The organism is Blastococcus sp. SYSU DS0533 (assembly GCF_054050775.1).
In genome coordinates this window covers 72,651-93,342 of the sequence record NZ_JBJGZZ010000011.1, presented here as the reverse complement: position 1 = coordinate 93,342, position 20,692 = coordinate 72,651, and the positions used below count along the sequence as shown (strand labels likewise).

The following is a 20,692-nucleotide window of genomic DNA, read 5'->3' as shown; positions in this document are numbered from 1 at the left end:
GGCCGGCCGGGGGCGCCCGGTGGACGCCCCTGGTGCGGCGGGTGTCAGCCGGGGGTCCGGGTGACCCGGAGCCCCGTCTCCGCGGAGAAGAGGTGCGCCTCGCCCGGGCGGATCGCGACGTGGACGACCTCCCCCTTCATGGGCGGGCGACGGGGGTCGGCCCGCAGCACGAGCTGCCGGCCCTCACCACCGGCCTCCCCGGCGGCCAGCCGTCCGTAGGCGAAGGCGTCCGAACCCAGTTCCTCGACGATCAGGACCTCGACCGGGATGCCCTCGCCGGCGGCGACGAACTCCACCGACTCCGGCCGGAACCCCAGGGTGGCGGTGGTGCCGCCCTCGCGGGCCAGCGCGGACAGCGCCTCGCGCGGCAGCGGGACGGTGTGCCCCACCACCTGCGCGCCCCCCTCGGTGAGCGACACCGGGAGGATGTTCATCGCCGGCGACCCGATGAACCCCGCGACGAACACGTTGGCCGGCTTGTCGTAGAGGTTCCGCGGGGTGTCGACCTGCTGGAGCACGCCCTCGCTGAGCACCGCGACCCGGTCGCCCATCGTCATCGCCTCGACCTGGTCGTGCGTGACGTACACGGTCGTCACCCCGAGCCGGCGCTGCAGGGCGGCGATCTCCGTGCGGGTCTGGACCCGCAGCTTGGCGTCGAGGTTGGACAGCGGCTCGTCCATCAGGAACACCTGGGGCTGGCGCACGATGGCCCGGCCCATGGCGACGCGCTGGCGCTGACCGCCGGAGAGCGCCTTGGGCTTGCGGTCCAGGTAGGGCTCGAGGTCGAGGATGCGGGCCGCCTCCTCGACGCGGGTCCGCCGCTCCTCCTTGGGCACCCCCGCGATCTTCAGGGCGAAGCCCATGTTCTCGGCGACGGTCATGTGCGGGTAGAGCGCGTAGTTCTGGAAGACCATCGCGATGTCGCGGTCCTTGGGCGGGAGGTGGGTGACGTCCCGGTCGCCGACCCGGATGGTGCCGTCGGTGACCTCCTCGAGGCCGGCCAGCATCCGCAGCGACGTCGACTTGCCGCAGCCGGACGGGCCGACCAGCACCAGGAACTCGCCGTCGGCGATGTCGAGGTCCAGCGCGTCCACCGATGGGCGGGTCGCCCCGGGGTAGACGAGCGTGGCGTGGTCGAACGTGATGGCGGCCATGGGTCCCTTCCTGCGCCGAGCGGTGCCGTCACTGTGGCACGCCCGGGCGCCCCACGACCACCATGACGCCGCCCGCGGCCACGGCCGTTTCACCCGGTGAGGACGGAAACCTCCCCCGATCGTGCGCCGAGGACGGGACACCGTGGGAGCGCTCCCATATGCTCCGCGGCGCAGCGGCACCCGGACGGCTCACTACCGCCCGGATGCTGCACAACCGTTACGGCAACGTTGCCACCAGGGATCTCCCGCGCGGCTACTGTCGCCGGACGGATGTGGCGGCCGCACCCGCGATCGGGTGCTGGGCACGGGTCACACGATGCGGCGACGGAGCCGCACGAGTCTGGAGGGGACCACATGAGCAAGCGTGCGAGGGGACGCGGCGCAGCGGCGCTGGCCGGCGGGCTGGGGCTGACGCTCCTGCTCACCGGGTGCGGCGCCGACGAGGTCGACGGCGGAGGCGGCGGCGCGGCGGCCGCGGACGCGGAGATCGACTGCGCGCCCTACGAGGAGTTCGGCGACCTGGAGGGCGAGACGGTCACCGTCTACACCTCGATCGTCGACCCCGAGGACCAGCCGCACATCGATTCCTACGTGCCGTTCGAGGAGTGCACCGGCGTCGACGTCCAGTACGAGGGCTCGCGCGAGTTCGAGGCCCAGCTCGTCGTCCGCACCCAGAGCGGCAACGCCCCCGACATCGCCTTCATCCCGCAGCCGGGCCTGCTGGCCAACCTCGTCCGCTCCGGCGACGTCGTGGCCGCGCCCGAGCAGACCGAGTCGAACGTCGACGAGTACTGGGACGAGAGCTGGAAGGAGTACGGCAGCGTCGACGGCGAGTTCTACGCCGCGCCGCTGGGTGCCAACGCCAAGTCCTTCGTCTGGTACTCGCCGGCCGCCTTCGAGGAGGCCGGCTACGAGGTCCCGCAGACCTGGGACGAGATGATCGCCCTGTCGGAGGAGATCGCCGCCACCGGCGCCAAGCCGTGGTGCGCGGGCATCGGTTCCGGTGACGCCACCGGCTGGCCGGCCACCGACTGGCTGGAGGACGTCGTCCTCCGCACGGCCGGCCCCGAGGTCTACGACCAGTGGGTCAACCACGAGATCCCGTTCAACGACCCGCAGATCGTCGAGGCGCTGAACACCGTCGGCGAGATCCTCAAGAACCCCGAGTTCGTCAACGGTGGCCTCGGCGAGGTGCAGTCGATCGCCTCGACCGAGTTCGGTGACGCCGGTCTGCCGATCCTCGACGGCAGCTGCTGGATGCACCGCCAGGCGTCCTTCTACCAGGCCAACTGGCCGGAGGGCACCGAGGTCGGCCCGGACGGCGACGTCTTCGCCTTCCCGCTGCCGCCCATCGACGGCGAGTCGGCCCCCGTCCTCGGTGGCGGCGAGTTCACCGCGGCGTTCAACGACGACCCGGCCACCCAGGCGTTCCAGACCTACCTCTCCTCCCCGGAGTGGGCCAACATCAAGGCCCAGGTCTCCGGCCCGGGCTGGGTCAGCGCCAACACCGGCCTGGACATCGAGAACCTCGAGTCCCCGGTGGACCAGCTCTCCGCCGAGCTGTTCCAGGACCCGGAGTCGGTGTTCCGGTTCGACGGTTCGGACCTGATGCCGGCCGAGATCGGGGCCGGTCGCCTGTGGACCGAGCTCACGAGCTGGATCGCGAACGACAAGCCGACCGAGGCCGTCCTCACCGACGTCGAGCAGGCGTGGCCCGCGTCCTGACCTCGCGGTCGTGACACCGGGCGCCCGGCAGCCACCTGGCTGACCGGGCGCCCACCAGCCAGGACGCCGGGGGACGGCGGCAGCCCAGCCGTCCCCCGGCGTCCACCGTCGGAAGGAGGTGGCCACCGGTGGAGTGGTTCCTGGAGGCGAACACCGCAGGTCACAAGATCGCCCTCATGGTGGTCGCGATCCTGCTGTTCGCCGTCGTGATGGGCGGGATCCTGTTCGCCGTCGACCGGCCCAAGCGGGTGCCCACCTGGGTCGTCGTGGCCGGCTTCCTCGGCCCCACGTTCGTCCTGCTGCTGGTCGGCCTGGTGTACCCCGCCCTGGCGACCATCCGCGGCTCGTTCTACGACCGGGACGGCTCGGAGTTCGTCGGCTTCGACAACTACGCGACGGTCTTCACCCAGGACAACTTCCAGACCGTCCTGCTCAACACCGTGCTGTGGGTCCTGCTGGTCCCGGTGATCACGACCGGCCTCGGGCTGGTCTACGCCTACCTGGTCGACCGCACCCGGTTCGAGTCGCTCGCCAAGGCGCTGATCTTCATGCCGATGGCCATCTCCATGGTCGCCGCTGGCGTCATCTGGAAGTTCGTCTACGAGTTCCGCCCCGACCAGCCGGGCGTGAACCAGATCGGCCTGCTCAACCAGCTGCTGGTCTCGATCGGCTTGGAGCCCCAGCAGTTCCTGCTGACGGCGCCGGCCAACACCCTCTTCCTCATCGTCGTGATGATCTGGATCCAGGCCGGCTTCGCCATGACGGTCCTCTCGGCGGCGATCAAGGCGATCCCGGACGACATCATCGAGGCGGCGCGGCTCGACGGGGTCAGCGGCCTGCAGATGTTCCGCTACGTCACCGTGCCGAGCATCCGCCCGGCGCTGGTGGTGGTGCTCACCACGATCGCCATCGTCACGCTCAAGGTCTTCGACGTCGTGCGCACCATGACCGGCGGCAACTTCGGGACCAGCGTCGTGGCCAACGAGTTCTACACGCAGGCCTTCCGCCAGTTCAACTTCGGCCTCGGCGCCGCGCTGGCGGTCCTGCTGTTCCTGCTGGTCGTCCCGATCATCGCCTACAACGTCCGCCAGCTGCGCCTGGCCGAGGAGATCCGATGACCACCACGACGCCCGTCATGGCCCCGGTGCCCGGGGAGGTGGACACCCGCGGCCGGACGCACACCCGGGCCGCACGGGCCAAGAAGCGGCTCACCTCCCCCGCCGCGTCGCTGATCGCCATCGTCATCGCCGTCCTGTGGACCGTGCCGATCCTCGGCCTGCTGATCACCTCGTTCCGCCCCGAGCTCGACATCCGCCGCTCGGGCTGGTGGACGGCGATCACCGATCCCCAGTTCACCCTGGACAACTACAACCAGGTGCTCTACGGCGGCACCGACTTCGCGTCGCTGTTCGTCAACTCGCTGGTCATCACCCTGCCGGCGGTGATCATCCCGATCACCCTGGCGCTGCTGGCGGCCTACGCCTTCGCCTGGGTGCCGTTCCGCGGGCGGAACATGCTGTTCGTCGCCGTCTTCTCGCTGCAGATCGTCCCGATCCAGGTGACCCTCATCCCGCTGCTCAGCCTCTACGTCGACGGCGGGCTGGCCGGCTCCTTCTGGACGATCTGGTTGTCGCACGCGATCTTCGCGCTGCCGCTGGCGATCTTCCTGCTGCACAACTTCATGAAGGAGATCCCGCCCTCGCTGGTCGAGGCCGCCCGCATGGACGGCGCCGGCCACGTGAAGATCTTCTTCCAGGTCCTGCTGCCGCTGCTCACCCCGGCCATCGCGGCGTTCGCCGTCTTCCAGTTCCTGTGGGTGTGGAACGACCTGCTGGTCGCGCTCACCTTCGCCGGTGGCGCCCAGAACGTCTCCCCGCTGACGGTGCGGCTGGCCGACATGGTGGGCACCCGCGGCTCGGACTGGTACCTGCTCGCGGCCGGCGCGTTCGTCTCCATCATCCTGCCGCTCATCGTCTTCCTGGCCCTGCAGCGGTTCTTCGTGCGCGGCCTGCTCGCCGGGAGCGTCAAGGGGTGAAGGACCTCGTTCCACCCATGCCTCGCGAGCTCGGGGCGGGCCCCTGGACGAGGCCGTTCCAGCACGTCACCCCCCCGGCCACCGCGCGCACCCGGACACGACGAAGGCCCCGGACCGAACGGTCCGGGGCCTTCGTCGTGCGTGGCGTCAGGCGCTGGCGTGCTGGTTCTGCCGGCCGGCGGCGGCGGGCTCGGCCGAGCCGCGGCTGTCCAGGTCCCGCAGGTGCGACTCGAGGTAGGACCGCAGCCGCGTGCGGTACTCCCGCTCGAAGGTGCGCAGCTCCTCGATCTTGCGCTCCAGACTGCTGCGCTTCTCCTCGAGGCCGCCCATGACCTCGACGTGGCGACGCTCGGCGTCCTGGTCGAGGGCGGCGGCCTTGGCACGGGCCTCCCGCTCCATCGTCTCGGCGCGCGTGCGGGCATCGCCGATCATGGAGTCGGCCCGGTGCTTGGCCTCGGCGACCATCTGCTCGCTCTTGGCGCGCGCCTCGGTCATCAGGCGCTCGCTGTTCGTCTTGGCGCCGCTGAGCATCTGCTCGGCCTGCGTCTTCGCCTCGTTGACGTAGCGATCGGCGGTCTCGGTGGCCAGCGCCAGCATGCGCGAGGCCCGGGCGCTGTCGTCCTCCCGGGGCTGCTGCACCGGCGGCGCCGGGGCCGGCTGCGGCGCCGGAGCGGGGGCCGGCGGCTCGGGCCGATCATCCGCACGCGCGCCGGCCCGGCCGACGCTGGAGCGCAGCTCGTTGTTCTCCTCGATCAGGCGGGCCAGCTCGGCCTCCACCACGTCGAGGAAGGCGTCGACCTCGTCCTCGTCGTAGCCCCGCTTGCCGATGGGCGGCTTCTTGAAGACGACGTTGTGCACGTCGGCAGGCGTGAGTGGCATCGAAGGTCACCTCAGGTCGGACGGCGGGAACAGGGACGTGCTGGGAGCGGCGGCGCGGAACCACCGTCCGACGGCTCTGACCCGGGGGGTATCAGCTGTCATGCAAGTGCGAGCGTGACGTTCCGGAGGACCACCACGGCGATCAGCAGCACCATAAACCCGAGGTCCAGTCGGATGGACCCCAGGTTCAGGGGCGGGATCACCTTGCGCACCGCCTTCAGCGGCGGGTCGGTGGTGGAGTAGACGATCTCGAGACCGGCCGCGACCGCACCCGAGGGCCGCCAGCTGCGCGCCAGCACCATCACCCAGTCGACGACGAACCGCGCGAAGAGCAGCACGAGGAAGACGAGCAGCACCGACGAGACGATCTGCCAGAAAAGAGACACAGGCCCCGCTCGATCAGGGCACCAGCCGGTGCCGACTCCACTGCGCGCCGCTCAGGACTTCTCGGAGAACCCGCCCTCGCGGATCTTCGCCTTGTCCTCAGCGGTGACGGCGACGTCCTGCGGGCTGAGCAGGAACACCTTCGCCGTGACGCGCTCGATACTACCGCGCAGTCCGAAGCTCAGGCCCGCAGCGAAGTCGACGAGCCGCTTGGCGTCGGCGTCGTCCATCTCGGTGAGGTTCATGATGACCGGCATGCCGTCGCGGAACCGCTCGCCGATGGTGCGCGCCTCGTTGTAGGTGCGCGGGTGCAGCGTGACGACCTGGTAGCTCTTGGCGGCGGGGGCGGGAGCCGCCTCGGGCTCGGGCTCGGGGGCCGCCACCGGCTCGCGGACGGCGAGGCCGGCCGCGCCCACAGGGCCGCTGGTGGCGCTCAGCGCGCGGGACCCGGTCGAGCCGCTCGGGCCGGGGGCGCCGGCGCCGGTCGGCGCAAGGCCGAGCGGGCGGGCCTGGACACGGCGCACCGACAGGGGCTCGGGGTCGCGGGCGGGGGGCACCGCGGGGGCGTCGTCGGCGTAGTCGTCCGCGTAGTCGTCGTCGGCGTAGCCGCGGTCGGCGTAGCCGCGGTCGGCGAAGTCCTCGTCGTAGCGGTCGTCGTCGTACCGGCCGTAGCGACGGTCGTGCTCGAGCTCGTCGGACGGGCGGGCGTCGTACCGGCCGTAGCCGCGGGGCACGTCGTCCTCGACGAGCCCCAGGTAGATCCCCATCTTCCGCATGGCTCCAGCCATCGGACCTCCCCCTCTGCTGGTGTCCTCAGCGTCGCGTCTGCCCGTCCGTCGGCACATCGTCCCCGCCCGCCCGTTCCTGGCGCGGCGGGTGCGACTGCTGTGACTCGCGTGGCTGGTGTTGCTCGAACTCACCGCAGGGTAGGGGGCGGTCGCCGAACAACGCTGTTCCGACACGCACAAGCGTGGCGCCCGCGGTGATCGCCTCCTCCAGGTCGCCGCTCATCCCCGCCGAGATCTCGAGCGCGCCGGGGTGGTCGGCGCGCAGGCGCTCGGCGATCCGGGCGAGCCGGGCGAAGGCGGGGCTCGGCTGCTCCCCGCGCGGCGCGACCGCCATGACACCCCGCAGCCGCAGTCCGGCGGCCGAGGCGACGGCGTCCGCGAGCGCGGGCACGTCCTGCGGGGAGGCCCCCCCGCGCGAGGCGACCTCCCCCTCGGGGCCGCCCAGGTCCACCTGGATCAGCACGTCGACGGGGCGGCCGGCTTCCTGGCCCGCCCGGTCCAGCGCCGCGGCCAGCGAGGGGCGGTCCAGGGAGTGGACGACGGCCCCGGTGCGGGCCACCGCGGCGGCCTTGTTCCGCTGCAGCTGGCCGACGAAGTGCCACCGGACGTCGACGGCGCCGAGCTCCCCGGCCTTGGCCAGGAGCTCCTGCACCCGGTTCTCACCGAAGTCGTGCTGCCCCAGCGCGGCGAGCGCCCGCACGTCGCCGGCAGGCCAGGTCTTGCTCACCGCCAGCAGCCGCACGGTCGCGGCATCGCGGCCGGCGGCGCGGGCGGCCCGGTCGATGCGGGCGCGCACCGCGCGCAGGTTCTCGGCGAGCGAGCTCACGGCCTGGTCCTCATCCGAGCCAGACCAGGCCTGCCTGGCGGCCGGTGACGCCGTCCCGGCGGTGGGAGAACAGGGTGGGGTCCTCGACGGTGCAGCGCGGGTCCAGCACGACCTCGGGGATGCCGGCGCGCCGCAGTATCTCCTCGACCCCGGCCCGCAGGTCGAGGCCCGCCGTGCCGGTCCGGGTGGGGACCGCGGCGGTGGGCGCGACCCGCGCCACCTCGCGCTGCATCTCCGCGGGCACCTCGTAGCAGGCCCCGCAGACCGCCGGGCCCAGCAGCGCGGTCACGTTCCGGGCCCGGGCGCCCAGGCTCGCCATGGCCGACAGGGCCGCCGGGAGCACGCCCTTGCGGAGCCCCTCCCGGCCGGCGTGGACGGCCGCGACGACGCCCGCCTCGTGGTCGGCGAGGAGGACGGGGACGCAGTCGGCCGCCAGCACCGCCAGGACCAACCCCCGGGTGGCGGTGACCAGCGCGTCGGTGGCGGGCACCGGCCCCTCCTGCGGCCCGTCGACGACGGCGACGCCCGTGCCGTGCACCTGGTCCATCCAGACCAGCCGGTCCTCCCCGACGACCAGCTCCCCGGCCACGCGGGCCCGGTTGGCGGCGACGTCCCCGGGGTCGTCCCCGACGTGGGAGCCCAGGTTGAAGGAGTCGTAAGGCGGACGGGAACGGCCGCCCCGCCGGTCGGTGACGACCCTGCGAGGTCGCACCGCCGACGGAGCGGCCGGATTCGTATCCATAGGGACGGGAGACTACTGCCATCGTCCTGGCTGGAAGGCCCCCTCGCAGGGCCCCGCGCCGAGCGTGCGAGGTGCGGGGGGCGAGGGGGTCCTCAACCCTTGAGGAACTCGGGGATGTCCAACTCCTCCTCGAAGTCCTCGTTCGACAGCGGCCGGCGGCCGTTGCCCGCGGACCCCTGGATGGGCGGCAGCGGGGGCACGGTGAGACCACCCCCGGTCCCCGTGCGGCCGCCCGAGGCCTGCGGGGCCTGCTGGGCGAGCCGCTCCCCCGTCACCGGCGGAGCCGCGGGGGCGGGCGCCGCGGCGGGCGCGGAGCCGGTCGACGGGGCCGCCACGGGCGGCGCGGGGGCCACCGGCGGGGCGGCCACCGGGCGGCGCGCGGCGAACGGCGAGGCGGTCCCCGTGGAGAGAGGGGCCTGCGGCGCACTGCTCACCGCCGCGCCGTCCTTGCGCGTGTCGGGCCGACCGCCGTCGAAGCCCGCGGCGATCACGGTGACCCGCACCTCGTCGCCGAGCGCGTCGTCGATCACCGCGCCGAAGATGATGTTCGCGTCGGGGTGCGCGGCGTCCGACACCAGCGAGGCGGCCTCGTTGATCTCGAACAAGCCGAGGTCCGACCCGCCCGAGATGGACAGCAGCACGCCGTGGGCGCCCTCCATCGAGGCCTCCAGCAACGGGCTGGCGATCGCCTGCTCGGCGGCCAGCAGCGCACGGTTGTCGCCGCGCGCGCTGCCGATGCCCATCAGCGCCGACCCCGCCCCGGACATGACCGACTTGACGTCGGCGAAGTCCAGGTTGATGAGGCCGGGCGTGGTGATCAGGTCGGTGATGCCCTGGACACCGGAGAGCAGCACCTGGTCGGCGGTGCGGAAGGCGTCCATCACGCTGACGTTCCGGTCGCCCAGCTGCAGCAGCCGGTCGTTCGGGATGACGATGAGCGTGTCGCACTCGTTGCGCAGCTCCTCGATGCCCGACTCGGCCTGCACCGCGCGCCGCTTGCCCTCGAAGGCGAACGGACGGGTGACGACACCGATGGTCAGGGCGCCGAGCTTGCGCGCGATGGACGCGACGACGGGCGCCCCACCGGTACCGGTGCCACCCCCCTCGCCCGCGGTCACGAAGACCATGTCGGCGCCCTTGAGCACCTCCTCGATCTCCTCGCGGTGGTCCTCGGCGGCCTGCCGGCCGACGTCGGGCTGCGCACCGGCGCCGAGCCCGCGCGTGAGCTCGCGGCCGACGTCGAGCTTGACGTCGGCGTCGCTCATCAGCAGGGCCTGCGCGTCGGTGTTGATCGCGATGAACTCGACCCCCTTGAGGCCGACTTCGATCATGCGGTTGACCGCGTTCACCCCGCCGCCGCCGATGCCGACGACCTTGATGACCGCTAGATAGTTGTGCGGAGGTGTCATGCGGCGCTCCCCAACTGGACCCTCATCCTCAAGTTCAGCCTTACAGTTATGTCAACCAGGTCGACGGGGTTGAAGTTAGGTGTGCGCCGAGAGGCGCTACAAGCACCCTCTCCGGGTCGGCGTGTCGGTGGACGGGGATCGCACCAGACTCCGACGACCCGTTGGTCACATCTGCACCACTGGCTGTGACGACTCGCGCCGGGAACGTCTCATCCCGTCATCCAGGCACGGCCGGCGGGCATCCGCAGAAAGATCCCTGCCTCAGGCGCGTGTCGGGCGTGTCGCGCACGACGGCGTGTCGCGCGGCCCCCCGTCCCAGGCCGGTGCGCACCCGCGCCGCCACCGAGCGCGACCGGTGGACGGCCGGGTCAGCGCAGGACGACGGCGCCGGGTGCGCTGACGTCGACGAGGTCGGCCGGCTCCAGCTCGCCGTCGTCGATCCGGTCGAGCAGCGCGACCAGCACCTGCGCCTTGGTCGCCGACTCCCCGGCGTCGCCCCAGACCACCGCCGTGCCGTCGGCCAGGGTGAGGGTGATCGACTGCGGATCGGGCGCGGCGACCTCCACGACGTCCTCCCGCAGCTGCCCGGGGAGCGCGCGGATCGCGGCGAGGCCGGCGGCGGTGGCCGGGTCGTCCGGTGCCGGGTCGGAGACGCTCAGCGGCACGACGCCGCGCGGGGCGTCACCGGTGACGGTGTCGAACAGCACGCCCTCGGCGTCGACCAGCGACCGCCGCCCGGGTGGGCCGACGACCGCCACCGGGACCCGCTCGGCGACCGTGATCACGATCCTGTCCGGCCAGCCGCGGGCCGCCTGCACGTCGCGCACCTGCGGCAGCCGGGCCACCCGGTCCTCGACCGCGGCGAGGTCCACCCGGAGCAGCGGCGCCCCCTCGGGCACCTGGGCGACCTCCTGCACGCGCTCGGCCGTCAGGGTCGCCGTGCCGTCCACCTGCACCGTGCGGACGGCGAGCCACGGGCCCAGCCAGAGCAGCCAGCCGATCGCCGCGACGACGGTCAGCGCTGCCGTGGCCTGGAGCGACCGGCGCTGCCGGGTGCGCCGCCGCGCCGGACGCCGGGCGGGTAGCGGGGTGACCCGCGCGCTCCGGCGGTCGGCGGACCGGCGCTCCCCCGGGCCGCGGCCGCGCCGGGTCCGATCGCGGGTGGTGCTGCCGGTGCGGTTCACCGCCCGGCGTCCGGCGCGTCGCCCTCCCCGCCCGGCTCGCCGGCGCGGAGGGCGTCGAGCACCTCCGGCCCCACCATGGAGACGTCGCCGGCCCCCATCGTCATGACCAGGTCGCCCGGGCGCGCGCGGGCGGCCAGCGCGGGCCCCGCCGCCGACCAGGACGGCTCGAAGTGCACCTGCTCGGCGGGCAGCGGGACGGCGTCGGCCACCATCGCGCCCGTCACGCCGGGGACGGGGTCCTCGCGTGCGCCGTAGACGTCCATCACCACGACCTCGTCGGCCAGGCCGAGCGCCGCGCCGAACCCCTCGGCGAACTCCTGGGTGCGGCTGTAGAGGTGCGGTTGGAAGGCGACGACGAGCCGCCCGTCCCCGGCCACCGCGCGGGCGGCACGCAGCTGCGCGGCGACCTCCGTCGGGTGGTGGGCGTAGTCGTCGTAGACCCGCACGCCCCCGGCGGTCCCCTTGAGCTCGAACCGCCGGTGCACCCCGCCGAACCGCGCCAGCCCGTCCACGAGGCCGCGCGCGGGCAGCCCCAGCTCCAGACCGGCCAGCAGCGCCGCGGCGCTGTTGCGCGCCATGTGCTCGCCCGGCACCCGGATCTGCACCCGGCCGAGCTCGGTGCCGTCCAGCACCGCGGTCCAGGAGGTGTGCTCCCGGCCCACCTCGAGGTCGAGCATGCGCAGGTCGGCGCCCTCGGCGGTGCCGTAGGTGCGCACCCGCGCCGGGCCGGGGACCCCCGCCAACCGGGCGGCGCCCGGGTCGTCGGCGCACAGCACGACGAAGCCGGCGGGGTCCACCGTCTGCAGGAACCGGTCGAAGGCAGCCTCGACCGCCGCGAGGTCGCCGTAGTTGTCGAGGTGGTCGGCCTCGACGTTGGTGACGATCGCGGCGAACGGCGAGAGCAGCAGGAACGAGCGGTCGCTCTCGTCGGCCTCGGCGACGAAGACGTCCCCCTCCCCCGCGTGCGCGTTGCTGCCCGACTCGTTCAGGTTGCCGCCGATGGCGAACGAGGCGTCGACACCGCACGCCTGGACGGCGACGGTGAGCATCGAGGTGGTCGAGGTCTTCCCGTGCGTGCCCGCCACGGCGATGCTCCGCCGGCCGGCCATGACCGCGGCCAGGGCGACCGCCCGGGGCAGCACGCGCAGCCCGCGCTCCCGGGCGGCGACGAGCTCGGGGTTGTCCGCCCGGATCGCCGTGGAGACCACCACGGTGGCGGCGTCCCCCACGTGGGCGCCGTCGTGGCCGACCTCGACCCGCGCGCCCAGGGCACGCAGGGCCAGCAGCGTGGGGCCGTCCCGGCGGTCGGAGCCGGACACCTGCACGCCGCGGGCCAGCAGGATGCGGGCGATGCCGCTCATGCCGGCACCACCGATCCCGATGAAGTGCACGGCCCCCAGCTCGGGCAGCGAGGGCACCGGACCGGTCCAGGCCGCGACGGAGTCGGCGCTCACGTGCTCGCCACCTCGCAGACGATGTCGGCCAGCCGCTCGTCGGCGTCCGGGACGCCGGCCGCGGCGGCGTGGCGGGCCAGCCCCGCCAGGGCGGCCGGGTCGGTGAGCAGCGGGAGCAGGGTCTTGGTGATCCAGGCGGGGTCCAGGTCGGCGTCCTCCACGAGGAGGCCACCGCCGGCCTCGATCACCGGCAGGGCGTTCCGCCGCTGCTCCCCGTTGCCGATGGGCAGCGGGACGAAGGCCGCCGGCAGGCCCACCGCGGAGAGCTCGGCGACGGTGACCGCTCCCGAGCGGCACAGCGCCAGGTCGGCCGCGGCGTAGGCGAGGTCCATCCGCTCCAGGTAGTCGACCAGGACGTAGGGCGGCTCGCCGGCTGCCCGCGCCGGCACGACGACGTCGGTGTTCTTCGGCCCCCGGGCGTGCAGCACCTGCACGCCCGCCGCGCTGAGGGCGCCGGCCGCACCGACGGCGGCGCGGTTGAGCGAGGCGGCGCCCTGGGACCCGCCGAACACCAGCAGCGTCGGACGGTCGGCATCCAGGCCGAACTCGGCGCGGGCCTCGGCCCGGCGCGCCGCCCGGTCGAGGGAGGAGATGGACCGGCGCAGCGGCATGCCGACGTGCTCGCCGCGGTGCAGCGGCGTGCCGGGCACGGTCACGGTGACACGGGCCGCGAGGCGGGCGCCGATGCGGTTGGCCAGCCCGGGCAGCGCGTTCTGCTCGTGCACGACGATCGGTATCCCCGCCCGCCCGATCCCCGCCCGCCGCGCGGCGAGGTAGGCCGGCAGCGCGACGTAGCCGCCGAAGCCGACGACGACGTCGGCGCGCAGCTCCTCGAGCAGCGCCCGCGTCTCCGCCACCGAGCGGCGCACCCGGCCCGGCACGCGCAGCAGGTCCGGCGTGGGCTTCCGCGGCAGCGGCACGGGCGGGATCAGGCGCAGGTCGTAGCCCCGCGCGGGCACCAGCCGGGTCTCCATACCGCGGGCCGTGCCCAGGCAGGTCAGCCGGAGCGCGGGGTCGCGCCGCCGGAGGGCGTCGGCGAGGGCGAGCATCGGCTCGATGTGCCCCCCGGTGCCGCCACCGGCGAGGACGACCGACCGGACGTCCCTCACCGCTGGCTCCCGGGGCGGCCGCGCGGGGCGACCGGCCGCTGGCGGGGGGTGCCGGTGCCCGCCTGCTCCCGGAGGGGCGCGCCCGTCCGGGAGGCGGGGCGGGGCCGCGCCGGCGCGCCGGCCCGCGCGGCCGGGGCGGGCGCCGGCGACCGGCGGGGCTCGGCGCCGCGGGCGTGCAGCAGCGTGCGGGCGCCGCCGACGACGGGGCGCTCGGGGGCGTCGGCCGCGGGGAACCGCCGGGGCCGGACCTGGTCCACCGCCACCGTCGGGGCCGGCGCGAGCAGCCGGGCCAGGCGGCCCCGCTCGGCCGTGCGCAGGGCTTCGATGGCAGCCGGCTCCGAGCGGGCGAACCGGGCCAGCAACCCGACGATGAAGAGCGTGAGGATCAGCGAGGTGCCCCCCGCCGAGATCAGCGGGAGGGTCACACCGGTCACCGGGAGCAGGCCCACCACGTACCCCATGTTCATGGTCGCCTGGCCGATGAGCCACACGGTGATCGCGACGCAGGCGAGCTGGACGAAGCGGTCGGCCGAGCGACGGGCGATGCGGAAGCCGGCGTAGGCCAGGACGCCGTAGAGGGTGACCACCACCAGGCAGCCGAGGAACCCCAGCTCCTCGCCGATGATCGCGAAGATGTAGTCGGACTCCGCCTCCGGCAGGATGTTCCACTTCATGGCGCTGTTGCCCAGGCCGACGCCCCAGAGGCCGCCGGTGGCCAGCGCGTACATGCCGCGGATCGCCTGGAAACCGGTGTGGTCGGGGTCGGCGAAGGGGTCGAGGAACGCGGTGATCCGCGCCATGCGGTAGGGCGCCGCCTGCACCATGACCACCATCGCGGCGATCGCGACGCCCGCGAAGGCGCCGAACCAGCGCATCGGCATGCCGCCGGCCCAGAGCAGGCCGACCAGCACCAGGCCCAGGCTCACCACCCCGCCGAAGTCCGGCTCGAGGATCAGCAACCCCGAGAGCAGCACGAAGACCGGGAGCACCGGTACGAGCAGCGACGTCGTCGTCAGGTAGCGCTCGCGCAGCGCGACGACGTGCGCGCCCCAGAGCGCGAACACGAGCTTGCCGGCCTCGGACGGCTGGAAGTCGGTGACGCCCAGCGGGATCCACTGCCGGGCGCCGTTGCGCTCCAGGCCGATGCCCGGGATGAGCACGAGCACCAGCAGGCCGACCACGACGAGCAGCGCGACCGGCGACCAGCGCCGGACGAGACCCACCGGCAGCCGCATCGCGACCACCATCGCGGCCAGCCCGATGCAGGCCAGCACCAGCTGCTTGACACCGGGGGCCCACGCCGGCTCGTCGGCCAGCGCCGCCTCGATGGCGGAGGCCGAGAAGACCATGACCAGCCCGATGAGCAGCAGCAGCCCGGCGGCGCCCAGCACCAGGTGGCAGCTGGTCAGCGGCCCGTCGAGCCAGGCGGGGCCCGTCCAGCGCCGCTGCGGGGTGCGCGGTGCCGCGGGGCGGCTGCGCCCGCGGGCGGCGCGCGCCTCGCGCAGCGGCCGTTCCGCGGTGGTCATCGCCCCGCCCCCAGCGCGCGCACCGCGTCGGCGAAGGCGCGGCCGCGGTGCGCGTAGTCACGGAAGACGTCCATGGAGGCGGCCGCCGGCGCCAGCAGCACGGTGTCGCCGGGCCGGGCCAGCCCGGCGGCGGCGGCGACGACCCGGGTGATCGTCGCCTCTGCTGTCACACCCGTCCCGTCCATCCCGCCATCGTCGCCGCTCGGGACCTCCACCACCGGCACCGACGGGGCGTGTCGCGCCAGCGAGCCGGCCACCACGGCGCGATCGCGCCCGAGCAGGACGACTCCGGCCAGCCGGGGCGCCACCGCGGCCACCAGCGGGTCGACGTCGGCGCCCTTGAGCAGCCCGCCGGCGATCCACACCACCCGCGGGTACGCCGCGAGCGACGCCCCGGCCGCGTGCGGGTTGGTGGCCTTGCTGTCGTCGACGTAGTCCACGCCGTCGACCGTGGCGACGAGGGCGTTGCGGTGGGCGCCACCGGAGAAGCCCGCCAGCCCCCGCGCCACCGCCTCCGCCGGCACCCCGACCGAACGCGCCAGGGCCGCGGCCGCCAGGGCGTTGACGACGTTGTGCGGGCCCGGGACCGTCAGCCGGTCGCGCTCGAGCAGCACCTCCCCCGCCGGGTCGTCGGCGAAGGCGCGGTCGACCAGGACGCCGTCGCGGACGCCCAGCTGGCCCGGGGCCGGCTCGCCGAGGGTGACCGTCACCGGCCGCGGGTGCCCTGCCACCAGGCCGGACGCGACGGCGTCACCCGCGTCGGCGACGGCGACGGGAGCGCGCTCGAGGATGCGGGCCTTCGCGTCGCGGTAGGCGGCGAAGGAGCCGTGCCAGTCGGTGTGGTCGTCGGCGACGTTGAGCACCGCGGCGGCGGCCGGGGCCAGCGAGGAGGACCAGTGCAGCTGGAAGCTGGAGAGCTCGACCGCGATCGCGTCGTAGGACGGGGCGCCGTCCTCGTCGCGGGCGGTGACCACCTCGACCAGGGGCCGGCCGACGTTGCCCGCGGCGACGGCCCGGCGGCCGGCCGCGAGCAGGATCGCTTCGAGCATGGTCACCGTCGTCGTCTTGCCGTTGGTCCCCGTGACGGCGAGCCACGGCGCCGGGGCGCCGTCGGGCCCGGCGCCGCGGAGCCGCCACGCCAGCTCGGGCTCGCCGACGACCTCCACCCCGCGCGCGGCGGCGTCCACGAGCAGCGGTGCGTCGGGGCGCCAGCCCGGGGAGGTGACGACGAGGTCCGCGCTGCCGGGGAGCTCGTCCACCGCACCCAGCCACTCCGCGCCCGCGCCGGTGAGCTCGTCGACCGTCCCGGGCCGGGCGGCGTCGGTCAGCAGCACCCGGGCCCCGGCGGCCATCAGCACCCGGGCGGCGGCCGCGCCGGAGACGCCGAGCCCGGCGACGAGGACGGTGCGCCCCGAGACGGGCGACGTGGACCCGGTCACAGGCCCACGAAGCCCAGCCAGTCGGCGTAGAACAGGCCGAGACCGAACGCGACCGCCATGCCGGTGACCAGCCAGAACCGCACGATCACGGTGTTCTCGGTCCAGCCGGCGAGCTCGAAGTGGTGGTGCAGCGGCGCCATGCGGAAGACCCGGCGGCGGGTGGCGCGGAAGAACGCCACCTGGATGATCACCGACAGCGTCACCGCGACGAACAGGCCGCCGAGGACGACCAGCAGCAGCTCGGTCCGGGTGACGATGGCCAGGCCGGAGAGAAGGCCGCCGAGCGCGAGCGAGCCGGTGTCGCCCATGAAGATGCGCGCCGGGCTGGTGTTCCACCACAGGAAGCCCAGGCACGCGCCCATCCCCGCCGCCGCGACGAGGGTGACGTCCAGCGGGTCGCGGACGGTGTAGCAGCCCTCGATCAGCTCGTTGGCGCAGTCGTGGGTGAACTGCCAGAAGGAGATGACGATGTAGGAGGCGAGCACCATCGCCGAGGCCCCGGCGGCCAGCCCGTCCAGCCCGTCGGTGAGGTTCACGGCGTTGGAGAACCCGGCGATGAACAGGTAGGCCAGGATGACGAACGCGATCGGCCCGAGGGCCAGCGGCGCGATGTCGCGGACGTAGGAGACGACGGTGGAGGCGGGCTCCACGCCGTCGTCGTTGGGGAAGTTGATCGCCAGGACGGCGAAGGTCACGCCGACGACCAGCTGGCCGACCAGCTTCGCCGTCTTGTTGAGGCCCAGGCTGCGCCGGTGCCGGATCTTCAGGTAGTCGTCCAGGAAGCCGACCGTGCCCATGCCGACCATCAGGAACAGCAGCAGCAGCCCCGTGGCGCTGAACCCCCACCCGGACTCACCGACGAACACCAGGTGCGCGGCGAGGTACCCGATCACGGTGGCGCCGACGATGACGGTGCCGCCCATGGTGGGCGTGCCCTTCTTCGAGAGGTGGCTCTCGGGGCCGTCGTCGCGGATCTCCTGGCCCAGGCCCTGCCGGCGGAACGCCCGGATGGCCAGCGGCGTCATCAGGATGGAGACGATCAGGCCGACCGCCGCCGCGATGAGGACGCTCCTCACTGCGCGGCACCACCCAGCAGGTCGGCCGCCAGGAGCTCCAGGCCGTGGGCCCGGCTGGCCTTCACGAGGACGACGTCACCAGGTCGCAGCACCTCCTGCAGCAACGCCAGGGCAGCGGCCCGGTCCGGCACGTGCACCGACTCCTCTCCTGCGCGCCGCCCCGCGGCGGACGCACCTCCGGCTATGCCTACCGCATCGGCGCCGACCGCAACGACCAGGTCGACCCCCGCGGCGACCGCGTCGCGGCCGAGCCGCTCGTGCTCGGCGCCCGCGTCCGGGCCGAGCTCGGCCATGCCCCCGAGGACGGCGATGCGCCGGGTCCCGGCGAGCCCGGCGAGGGCGGCGAGGGCGGCGCGCATCGACTCGGGGTTGGCGTTGTAGGCGTCGTTGACGACGGTCACCCCGTCGGCGCGCCGGTCGATCTCCATGCGCCAGCGGCTGCGCGGCTCCGCGCCGGACAGCGCCGCCGCCACGGCGGCCGGGGTCAGGCCGACCGCCAGCGCGGCGCCCGCCGCCGACAGCGCGTTGTCGACCTGGTGCGCGCCGACGACCCGCAGCGCCACGGGGTGGCGCTCGCCGCCGGCGACGAGCGTGAAGCGGGCGCGCGCGCTCCCGTCGAGCTCGACGTCGACGGCCCGGACCGCCGCCTGCTCACCGCGACCGGTGGTGAGCACCCGCGCGCGGGTGCGGGGAGCCATGCCCAGGACCCGCGCGTCGTCGGCGTTGAGGACCGCGGTGCCCTCGGCGGGCAGCGCCTCGACGAGCTCCCCCTTGGCCTGCGCGATGCCGTCGGCGCTGCCGAACTCACCCAGGTGGGCCGACCCCACGTTGAGGACCACGCCCACCTCGGGTCGGGCCACCCGGCACAGCCGGGCGATGTGGCCCGGTCCGCGGGCGCCCATCTCCAGGACGAGGAACCGGGTGCCGGCGTCGGCCGCGAGCACGGTCAGCGGCAGGCCGATGTCGTTGTTGTAGGACCCCGGGGGGCTGACCGTGGGCCCGGCCGTGGCGAGCACCTGGCCCAGGAGGTCCTTGGTCGACGTCTTGCCCGAGGAGCCGGTGATCGCCAGGCTGCGCACGCCGCCGGCGGTCAGCCGCGCGTGCACGCCGGCGGCCAGCCGGCCCAGCGCCACCACCGTGTCCTCGACGACGACGCACGGCAGCGCCGGGTCCGGGCGGGTGACCAGCGCGGCGACCGCACCGGCGCCCGCCGCCGCGCCGAGGAAGTCGTGGCCGTCGGCCCGCTCCCCCGCCACGGCGACGAAGAGGTCCCCGGCGGCGACGGCCCGCGAGTCCAGGGTCACCGTGCCCGTGACCGCGCCGTCCGGCGGCCCCTCGATCCGGCCCCCGGCGAGCTCGGCCACCTCGTCCAGCGAGAGGCGGATCATGCCGGCGTCCCCGACGCGGCGAGGACCTCGCGCAGCTGGGCGCGGTCGTCGAACGGGTGCACCGTGCCGGCGACCTCCTGGCCCGTCTCGTGCCCCTTGCCGGCCACGAGGAGTGTGTCGCCCGCACGGGCCAGCTCCACCGCGGCCGCCAGCGCGGCCCGGCGGTCGCCGATCTCCACGACCTCGGCGCGCCGGCCGGCCGGCACCTCCCGGGTACCGGCCAGCACCGCGGCCCGGATCGCCGCGGGGTCCTCCGAGCGCGGGTTGTCGTCGGTGACCACGAGGACGTCGCTGCCCTCGGCCGCCACCCGGCCCATCTCCGGGCGCTTGCCCGGGTCGCGGTCACCGCCGCACCCCAGGACCGCGATCAGCCGACCGGAGGTCGCCTCGCGCAGGGCGGCGAGGGCGGTCCGCACGGCGTCGGGGGTGTGCGCGTAGTCGACGACGGCGACGAACGGCTGCCCCGCGTCCACCGGCTCCATGCGCCCCGGGACCACGGTCGCGGCGAGCCCTGCGACCGCGTCCTCGACGGCGACGCCGACCGCGTCCAGCAGCGCCACGGCCAGCACGGCGTTGGCCACGTTGAACCGCCCGGGCAGCCGCAGGCGCGCCGGCCAGCTGCGGCCGCCGGGCCCGTGCAGGGTGAAGGTCGAGCCACCCCCGGGGGCCGTGGCCACGTCCGAGGCGGTCCAGTCGGCTGCCGCCCCGTCGCTGACGGCGACGGTGACCGGGCGCGGGCGGCCGGCCCGCTCGACCAGCCGGCGCCCGTACGGGTCGTCGACGTCGACGACCTCGGCCGCGGCACGGCCGTCGAAGAGCAGCGCCTTGGCCTGGAAGTAGTCCTCCATGTCGCGGTGGAAGTCCAGGTGGTCGCGGCCCAGGTTGGTGAAGCCGGCCGCGGCGAAGCGCACGCCGCCCACCCGGCCCTGCACCAGGGCGTGGCTGGAGACCTCCATGACCACGGCGTCCACCCCGGCGTCGGCCATGCCGGCCAGCAGCGCGTGCAGCGCCGGGGCCTCGGGCGTGGTGCGGATGCTCGGCAGCGCCGTGACGGTGCCGTCCGCGGCGCGGGTGCGTGCCTGCACCGTGCCGATCAGGCCGGTGGCCCGGCCGGCGGCGGCCAGCCCCGCCTCGACCAGGTAGCTCGTCGTCGTCTTGCCGTTGGTGCCGGTGATGCCGAGGACGGCGAGCCGCCGGCTGGGCTCGCCGTAGACCCGGTCGGCGACCGCGCCGAGCACCTGGCGCGGCGCCTCGACGACGCAGACCGGCAGCCCCGTCGCCAGCGCGTCCGCGCGGCCGGTCGGGTCGGTGAGCAGCGCGACGGCCCCGCGCGCCACGGCATCGGCGGCGAAGCGCACGCCGTGCGTGCGGGCGCCCGGCAGGGCGGCGTAGAGGAAGCCGGGGCCCACCTCGCCGGAGGCCAGGGTGACGCCGGAGACCGGGACGTCGGCGCCGGGGCCCTCGGGGAGGCCGATCAGGTCGGCCAGCTCGGCGAGCGGGAGCGGGCGGTTCCCCGTGGGCCGCGGGGCCGTCCCGGGGTCGGTCGGGGTCACGGGGCTCCAATCTACCGGCGG

Annotated in this window: 18 protein-coding genes; 3 read left to right on the top strand and 15 right to left on the bottom strand. The window is 74.6% G+C overall.

Going from position 1 to position 20,692, the window contains the following annotated elements; genetic code table 11:
• Positions 1–44: 44 nt before the first annotated feature.
• A complete protein-coding gene (locus tag ACI79W_RS14210; RefSeq protein WP_456562734.1) occupies positions 45–1,154 on the bottom strand; it encodes an ABC transporter ATP-binding protein in 1,110 nt (369 codons plus the stop codon).
• 354 nt (positions 1,155–1,508) lie between these two features.
• On the opposite strand from ACI79W_RS14210, the gene ACI79W_RS14205 reads away from it, so the two are divergent.
• From ACI79W_RS14205 to ACI79W_RS14195, 3 genes are all read left to right on the top strand, one after another.
• Positions 1,509–2,879, top strand: a complete 1,371-nt coding sequence (locus ACI79W_RS14205) for an ABC transporter substrate-binding protein (protein ID WP_456562733.1) — start codon at positions 1,509–1,511, stop codon at positions 2,877–2,879.
• Positions 2,880–3,007: 128 nt separating this feature from the next.
• Complete coding sequence (locus ACI79W_RS14200) at positions 3,008–3,997, top strand: carbohydrate ABC transporter permease (protein WP_456562732.1); 990 nt, start codon at positions 3,008–3,010, stop codon at positions 3,995–3,997.
• The gene (locus ACI79W_RS14195; RefSeq protein ID WP_456562731.1) at positions 3,994–4,914 is read left to right on the top strand and encodes a carbohydrate ABC transporter permease; all 921 of its coding nucleotides are present in this window, start codon (positions 3,994–3,996) and stop codon (positions 4,912–4,914) included. Before ACI79W_RS14200 ends, ACI79W_RS14195 begins: the two co-directional genes overlap by 4 nt.
• Positions 4,915–5,061: 147 nt before the next feature.
• On the opposite strand, the gene wag31 is transcribed toward ACI79W_RS14195, so the two are convergent.
• The 14 genes from wag31 to ACI79W_RS14125 all read right to left on the bottom strand — a co-directional run bounded on the left by wag31 (position 5,062) and on the right by ACI79W_RS14125 (position 20,671).
• Positions 5,062–5,793, bottom strand: coding sequence for a DivIVA-like cell division protein Wag31 (gene wag31 / locus ACI79W_RS14190; RefSeq protein WP_456562730.1), 732 nt, complete (start codon positions 5,791–5,793; stop codon positions 5,062–5,064).
• A 98-nt stretch (positions 5,794–5,891) separates the two neighbouring features.
• Positions 5,892–6,179 (bottom strand): YggT family protein, encoded by a 288-nt coding sequence (locus ACI79W_RS14185; protein ID WP_091934897.1) that lies wholly within the window; start codon positions 6,177–6,179, stop codon positions 5,892–5,894.
• A 51-nt stretch (positions 6,180–6,230) separates the two neighbouring features.
• The gene (locus ACI79W_RS14180; RefSeq protein WP_456562729.1) at positions 6,231–6,965 is read right to left on the bottom strand and encodes a cell division protein SepF; all 735 of its coding nucleotides are present in this window, start codon (positions 6,963–6,965) and stop codon (positions 6,231–6,233) included.
• A 25-nt stretch (positions 6,966–6,990) separates the two neighbouring features.
• Entirely contained in the window at positions 6,991–7,791 is an 801-nt protein-coding gene (locus ACI79W_RS14175) for a YggS family pyridoxal phosphate-dependent enzyme (RefSeq protein WP_456562728.1), read from the bottom strand.
• 10 nt (positions 7,792–7,801) lie between these two features.
• A complete protein-coding gene (gene pgeF, locus ACI79W_RS14170) occupies positions 7,802–8,533 on the bottom strand; it encodes a peptidoglycan editing factor PgeF (RefSeq protein ID WP_456562727.1) in 732 nt (243 codons plus the stop codon).
• Positions 8,534–8,625: 92 nt separating this feature from the next.
• Positions 8,626–9,942, bottom strand: coding sequence for a cell division protein FtsZ (gene ftsZ / locus ACI79W_RS14165; protein ID WP_456562726.1), 1,317 nt, complete (start codon positions 9,940–9,942; stop codon positions 8,626–8,628).
• Between the two features lie 368 nt (positions 9,943–10,310).
• The gene (locus ACI79W_RS14160) at positions 10,311–11,126 is read right to left on the bottom strand and encodes a cell division protein FtsQ/DivIB (RefSeq protein WP_456562725.1); all 816 of its coding nucleotides are present in this window, start codon (positions 11,124–11,126) and stop codon (positions 10,311–10,313) included.
• Positions 11,123–12,580, bottom strand: a complete 1,458-nt coding sequence (gene murC / locus ACI79W_RS14155; protein ID WP_456562724.1) for a UDP-N-acetylmuramate--L-alanine ligase — start codon at positions 12,578–12,580, stop codon at positions 11,123–11,125. Before murC ends, ACI79W_RS14160 begins: the two co-directional genes overlap by 4 nt.
• Positions 12,577–13,689, bottom strand: a complete 1,113-nt coding sequence (gene murG, locus ACI79W_RS14150; protein WP_456562723.1) for an undecaprenyldiphospho-muramoylpentapeptide beta-N-acetylglucosaminyltransferase — start codon at positions 13,687–13,689, stop codon at positions 12,577–12,579. Before murG ends, murC begins: the two co-directional genes overlap by 4 nt.
• Positions 13,686–15,215, bottom strand: coding sequence for a putative lipid II flippase FtsW (ftsW, locus tag ACI79W_RS14145; RefSeq protein ID WP_456562722.1), 1,530 nt, complete (start codon positions 15,213–15,215; stop codon positions 13,686–13,688). Before ftsW ends, murG begins: the two co-directional genes overlap by 4 nt.
• Positions 15,212–16,654 (bottom strand): UDP-N-acetylmuramoyl-L-alanine--D-glutamate ligase, encoded by a 1,443-nt coding sequence (gene murD / locus ACI79W_RS14140; RefSeq protein ID WP_456562721.1) that lies wholly within the window; start codon positions 16,652–16,654, stop codon positions 15,212–15,214. The genes ftsW and murD overlap by 4 nt, the downstream gene beginning before the upstream one ends.
• Positions 16,651–17,730 (bottom strand): phospho-N-acetylmuramoyl-pentapeptide-transferase, encoded by a 1,080-nt coding sequence (gene mraY, locus ACI79W_RS14135; RefSeq protein ID WP_456562720.1) that lies wholly within the window; start codon positions 17,728–17,730, stop codon positions 16,651–16,653. The genes murD and mraY overlap by 4 nt, the downstream gene beginning before the upstream one ends.
• Positions 17,727–19,118, bottom strand: coding sequence for a UDP-N-acetylmuramoyl-tripeptide--D-alanyl-D-alanine ligase (locus ACI79W_RS14130; protein WP_456562719.1), 1,392 nt, complete (start codon positions 19,116–19,118; stop codon positions 17,727–17,729). Before ACI79W_RS14130 ends, mraY begins: the two co-directional genes overlap by 4 nt.
• Positions 19,115–20,671, bottom strand: coding sequence for a UDP-N-acetylmuramoyl-L-alanyl-D-glutamate--2,6-diaminopimelate ligase (locus ACI79W_RS14125; RefSeq protein WP_456562718.1), 1,557 nt, complete (start codon positions 20,669–20,671; stop codon positions 19,115–19,117). Before ACI79W_RS14125 ends, ACI79W_RS14130 begins: the two co-directional genes overlap by 4 nt.
• Positions 20,672–20,692 lie beyond the last annotated feature (21 nt).

Excerpts from the sequence above, each read along its gene's own strand:
- ftsZ (WP_456562726.1), bottom strand. The coding sequence starts at position 9,942 with ATGACACCTCCGCACAACTATCTAGCGGTCATCAAGGTCGTCGGCATC.
- ACI79W_RS14180 (WP_456562729.1), bottom strand. The coding sequence starts at position 6,965 with ATGGCTGGAGCCATGCGGAAGATGGGGATCTACCTGGGGCTCGTCGAG.
- ACI79W_RS14195 (WP_456562731.1), top strand. The coding sequence starts at position 3,994 with ATGACCACCACGACGCCCGTCATGGCCCCGGTGCCCGGGGAGGTGGAC.
- pgeF (WP_456562727.1), bottom strand. The coding sequence starts at position 8,533 with ATGGATACGAATCCGGCCGCTCCGTCGGCGGTGCGACCTCGCAGGGTC.
- ftsW (WP_456562722.1), bottom strand. The coding sequence starts at position 15,215 with ATGACCACCGCGGAACGGCCGCTGCGCGAGGCGCGCGCCGCCCGCGGG.
- ACI79W_RS14210 (WP_456562734.1), bottom strand. The coding sequence starts at position 1,154 with ATGGCCGCCATCACGTTCGACCACGCCACGCTCGTCTACCCCGGGGCG.
- ACI79W_RS14205 (WP_456562733.1), top strand. The coding sequence starts at position 1,509 with ATGAGCAAGCGTGCGAGGGGACGCGGCGCAGCGGCGCTGGCCGGCGGG.
- wag31 (WP_456562730.1), bottom strand. The coding sequence starts at position 5,793 with ATGCCACTCACGCCTGCCGACGTGCACAACGTCGTCTTCAAGAAGCCG.
- ACI79W_RS14130 (WP_456562719.1), bottom strand. The coding sequence starts at position 19,118 with ATGATCCGCCTCTCGCTGGACGAGGTGGCCGAGCTCGCCGGGGGCCGG.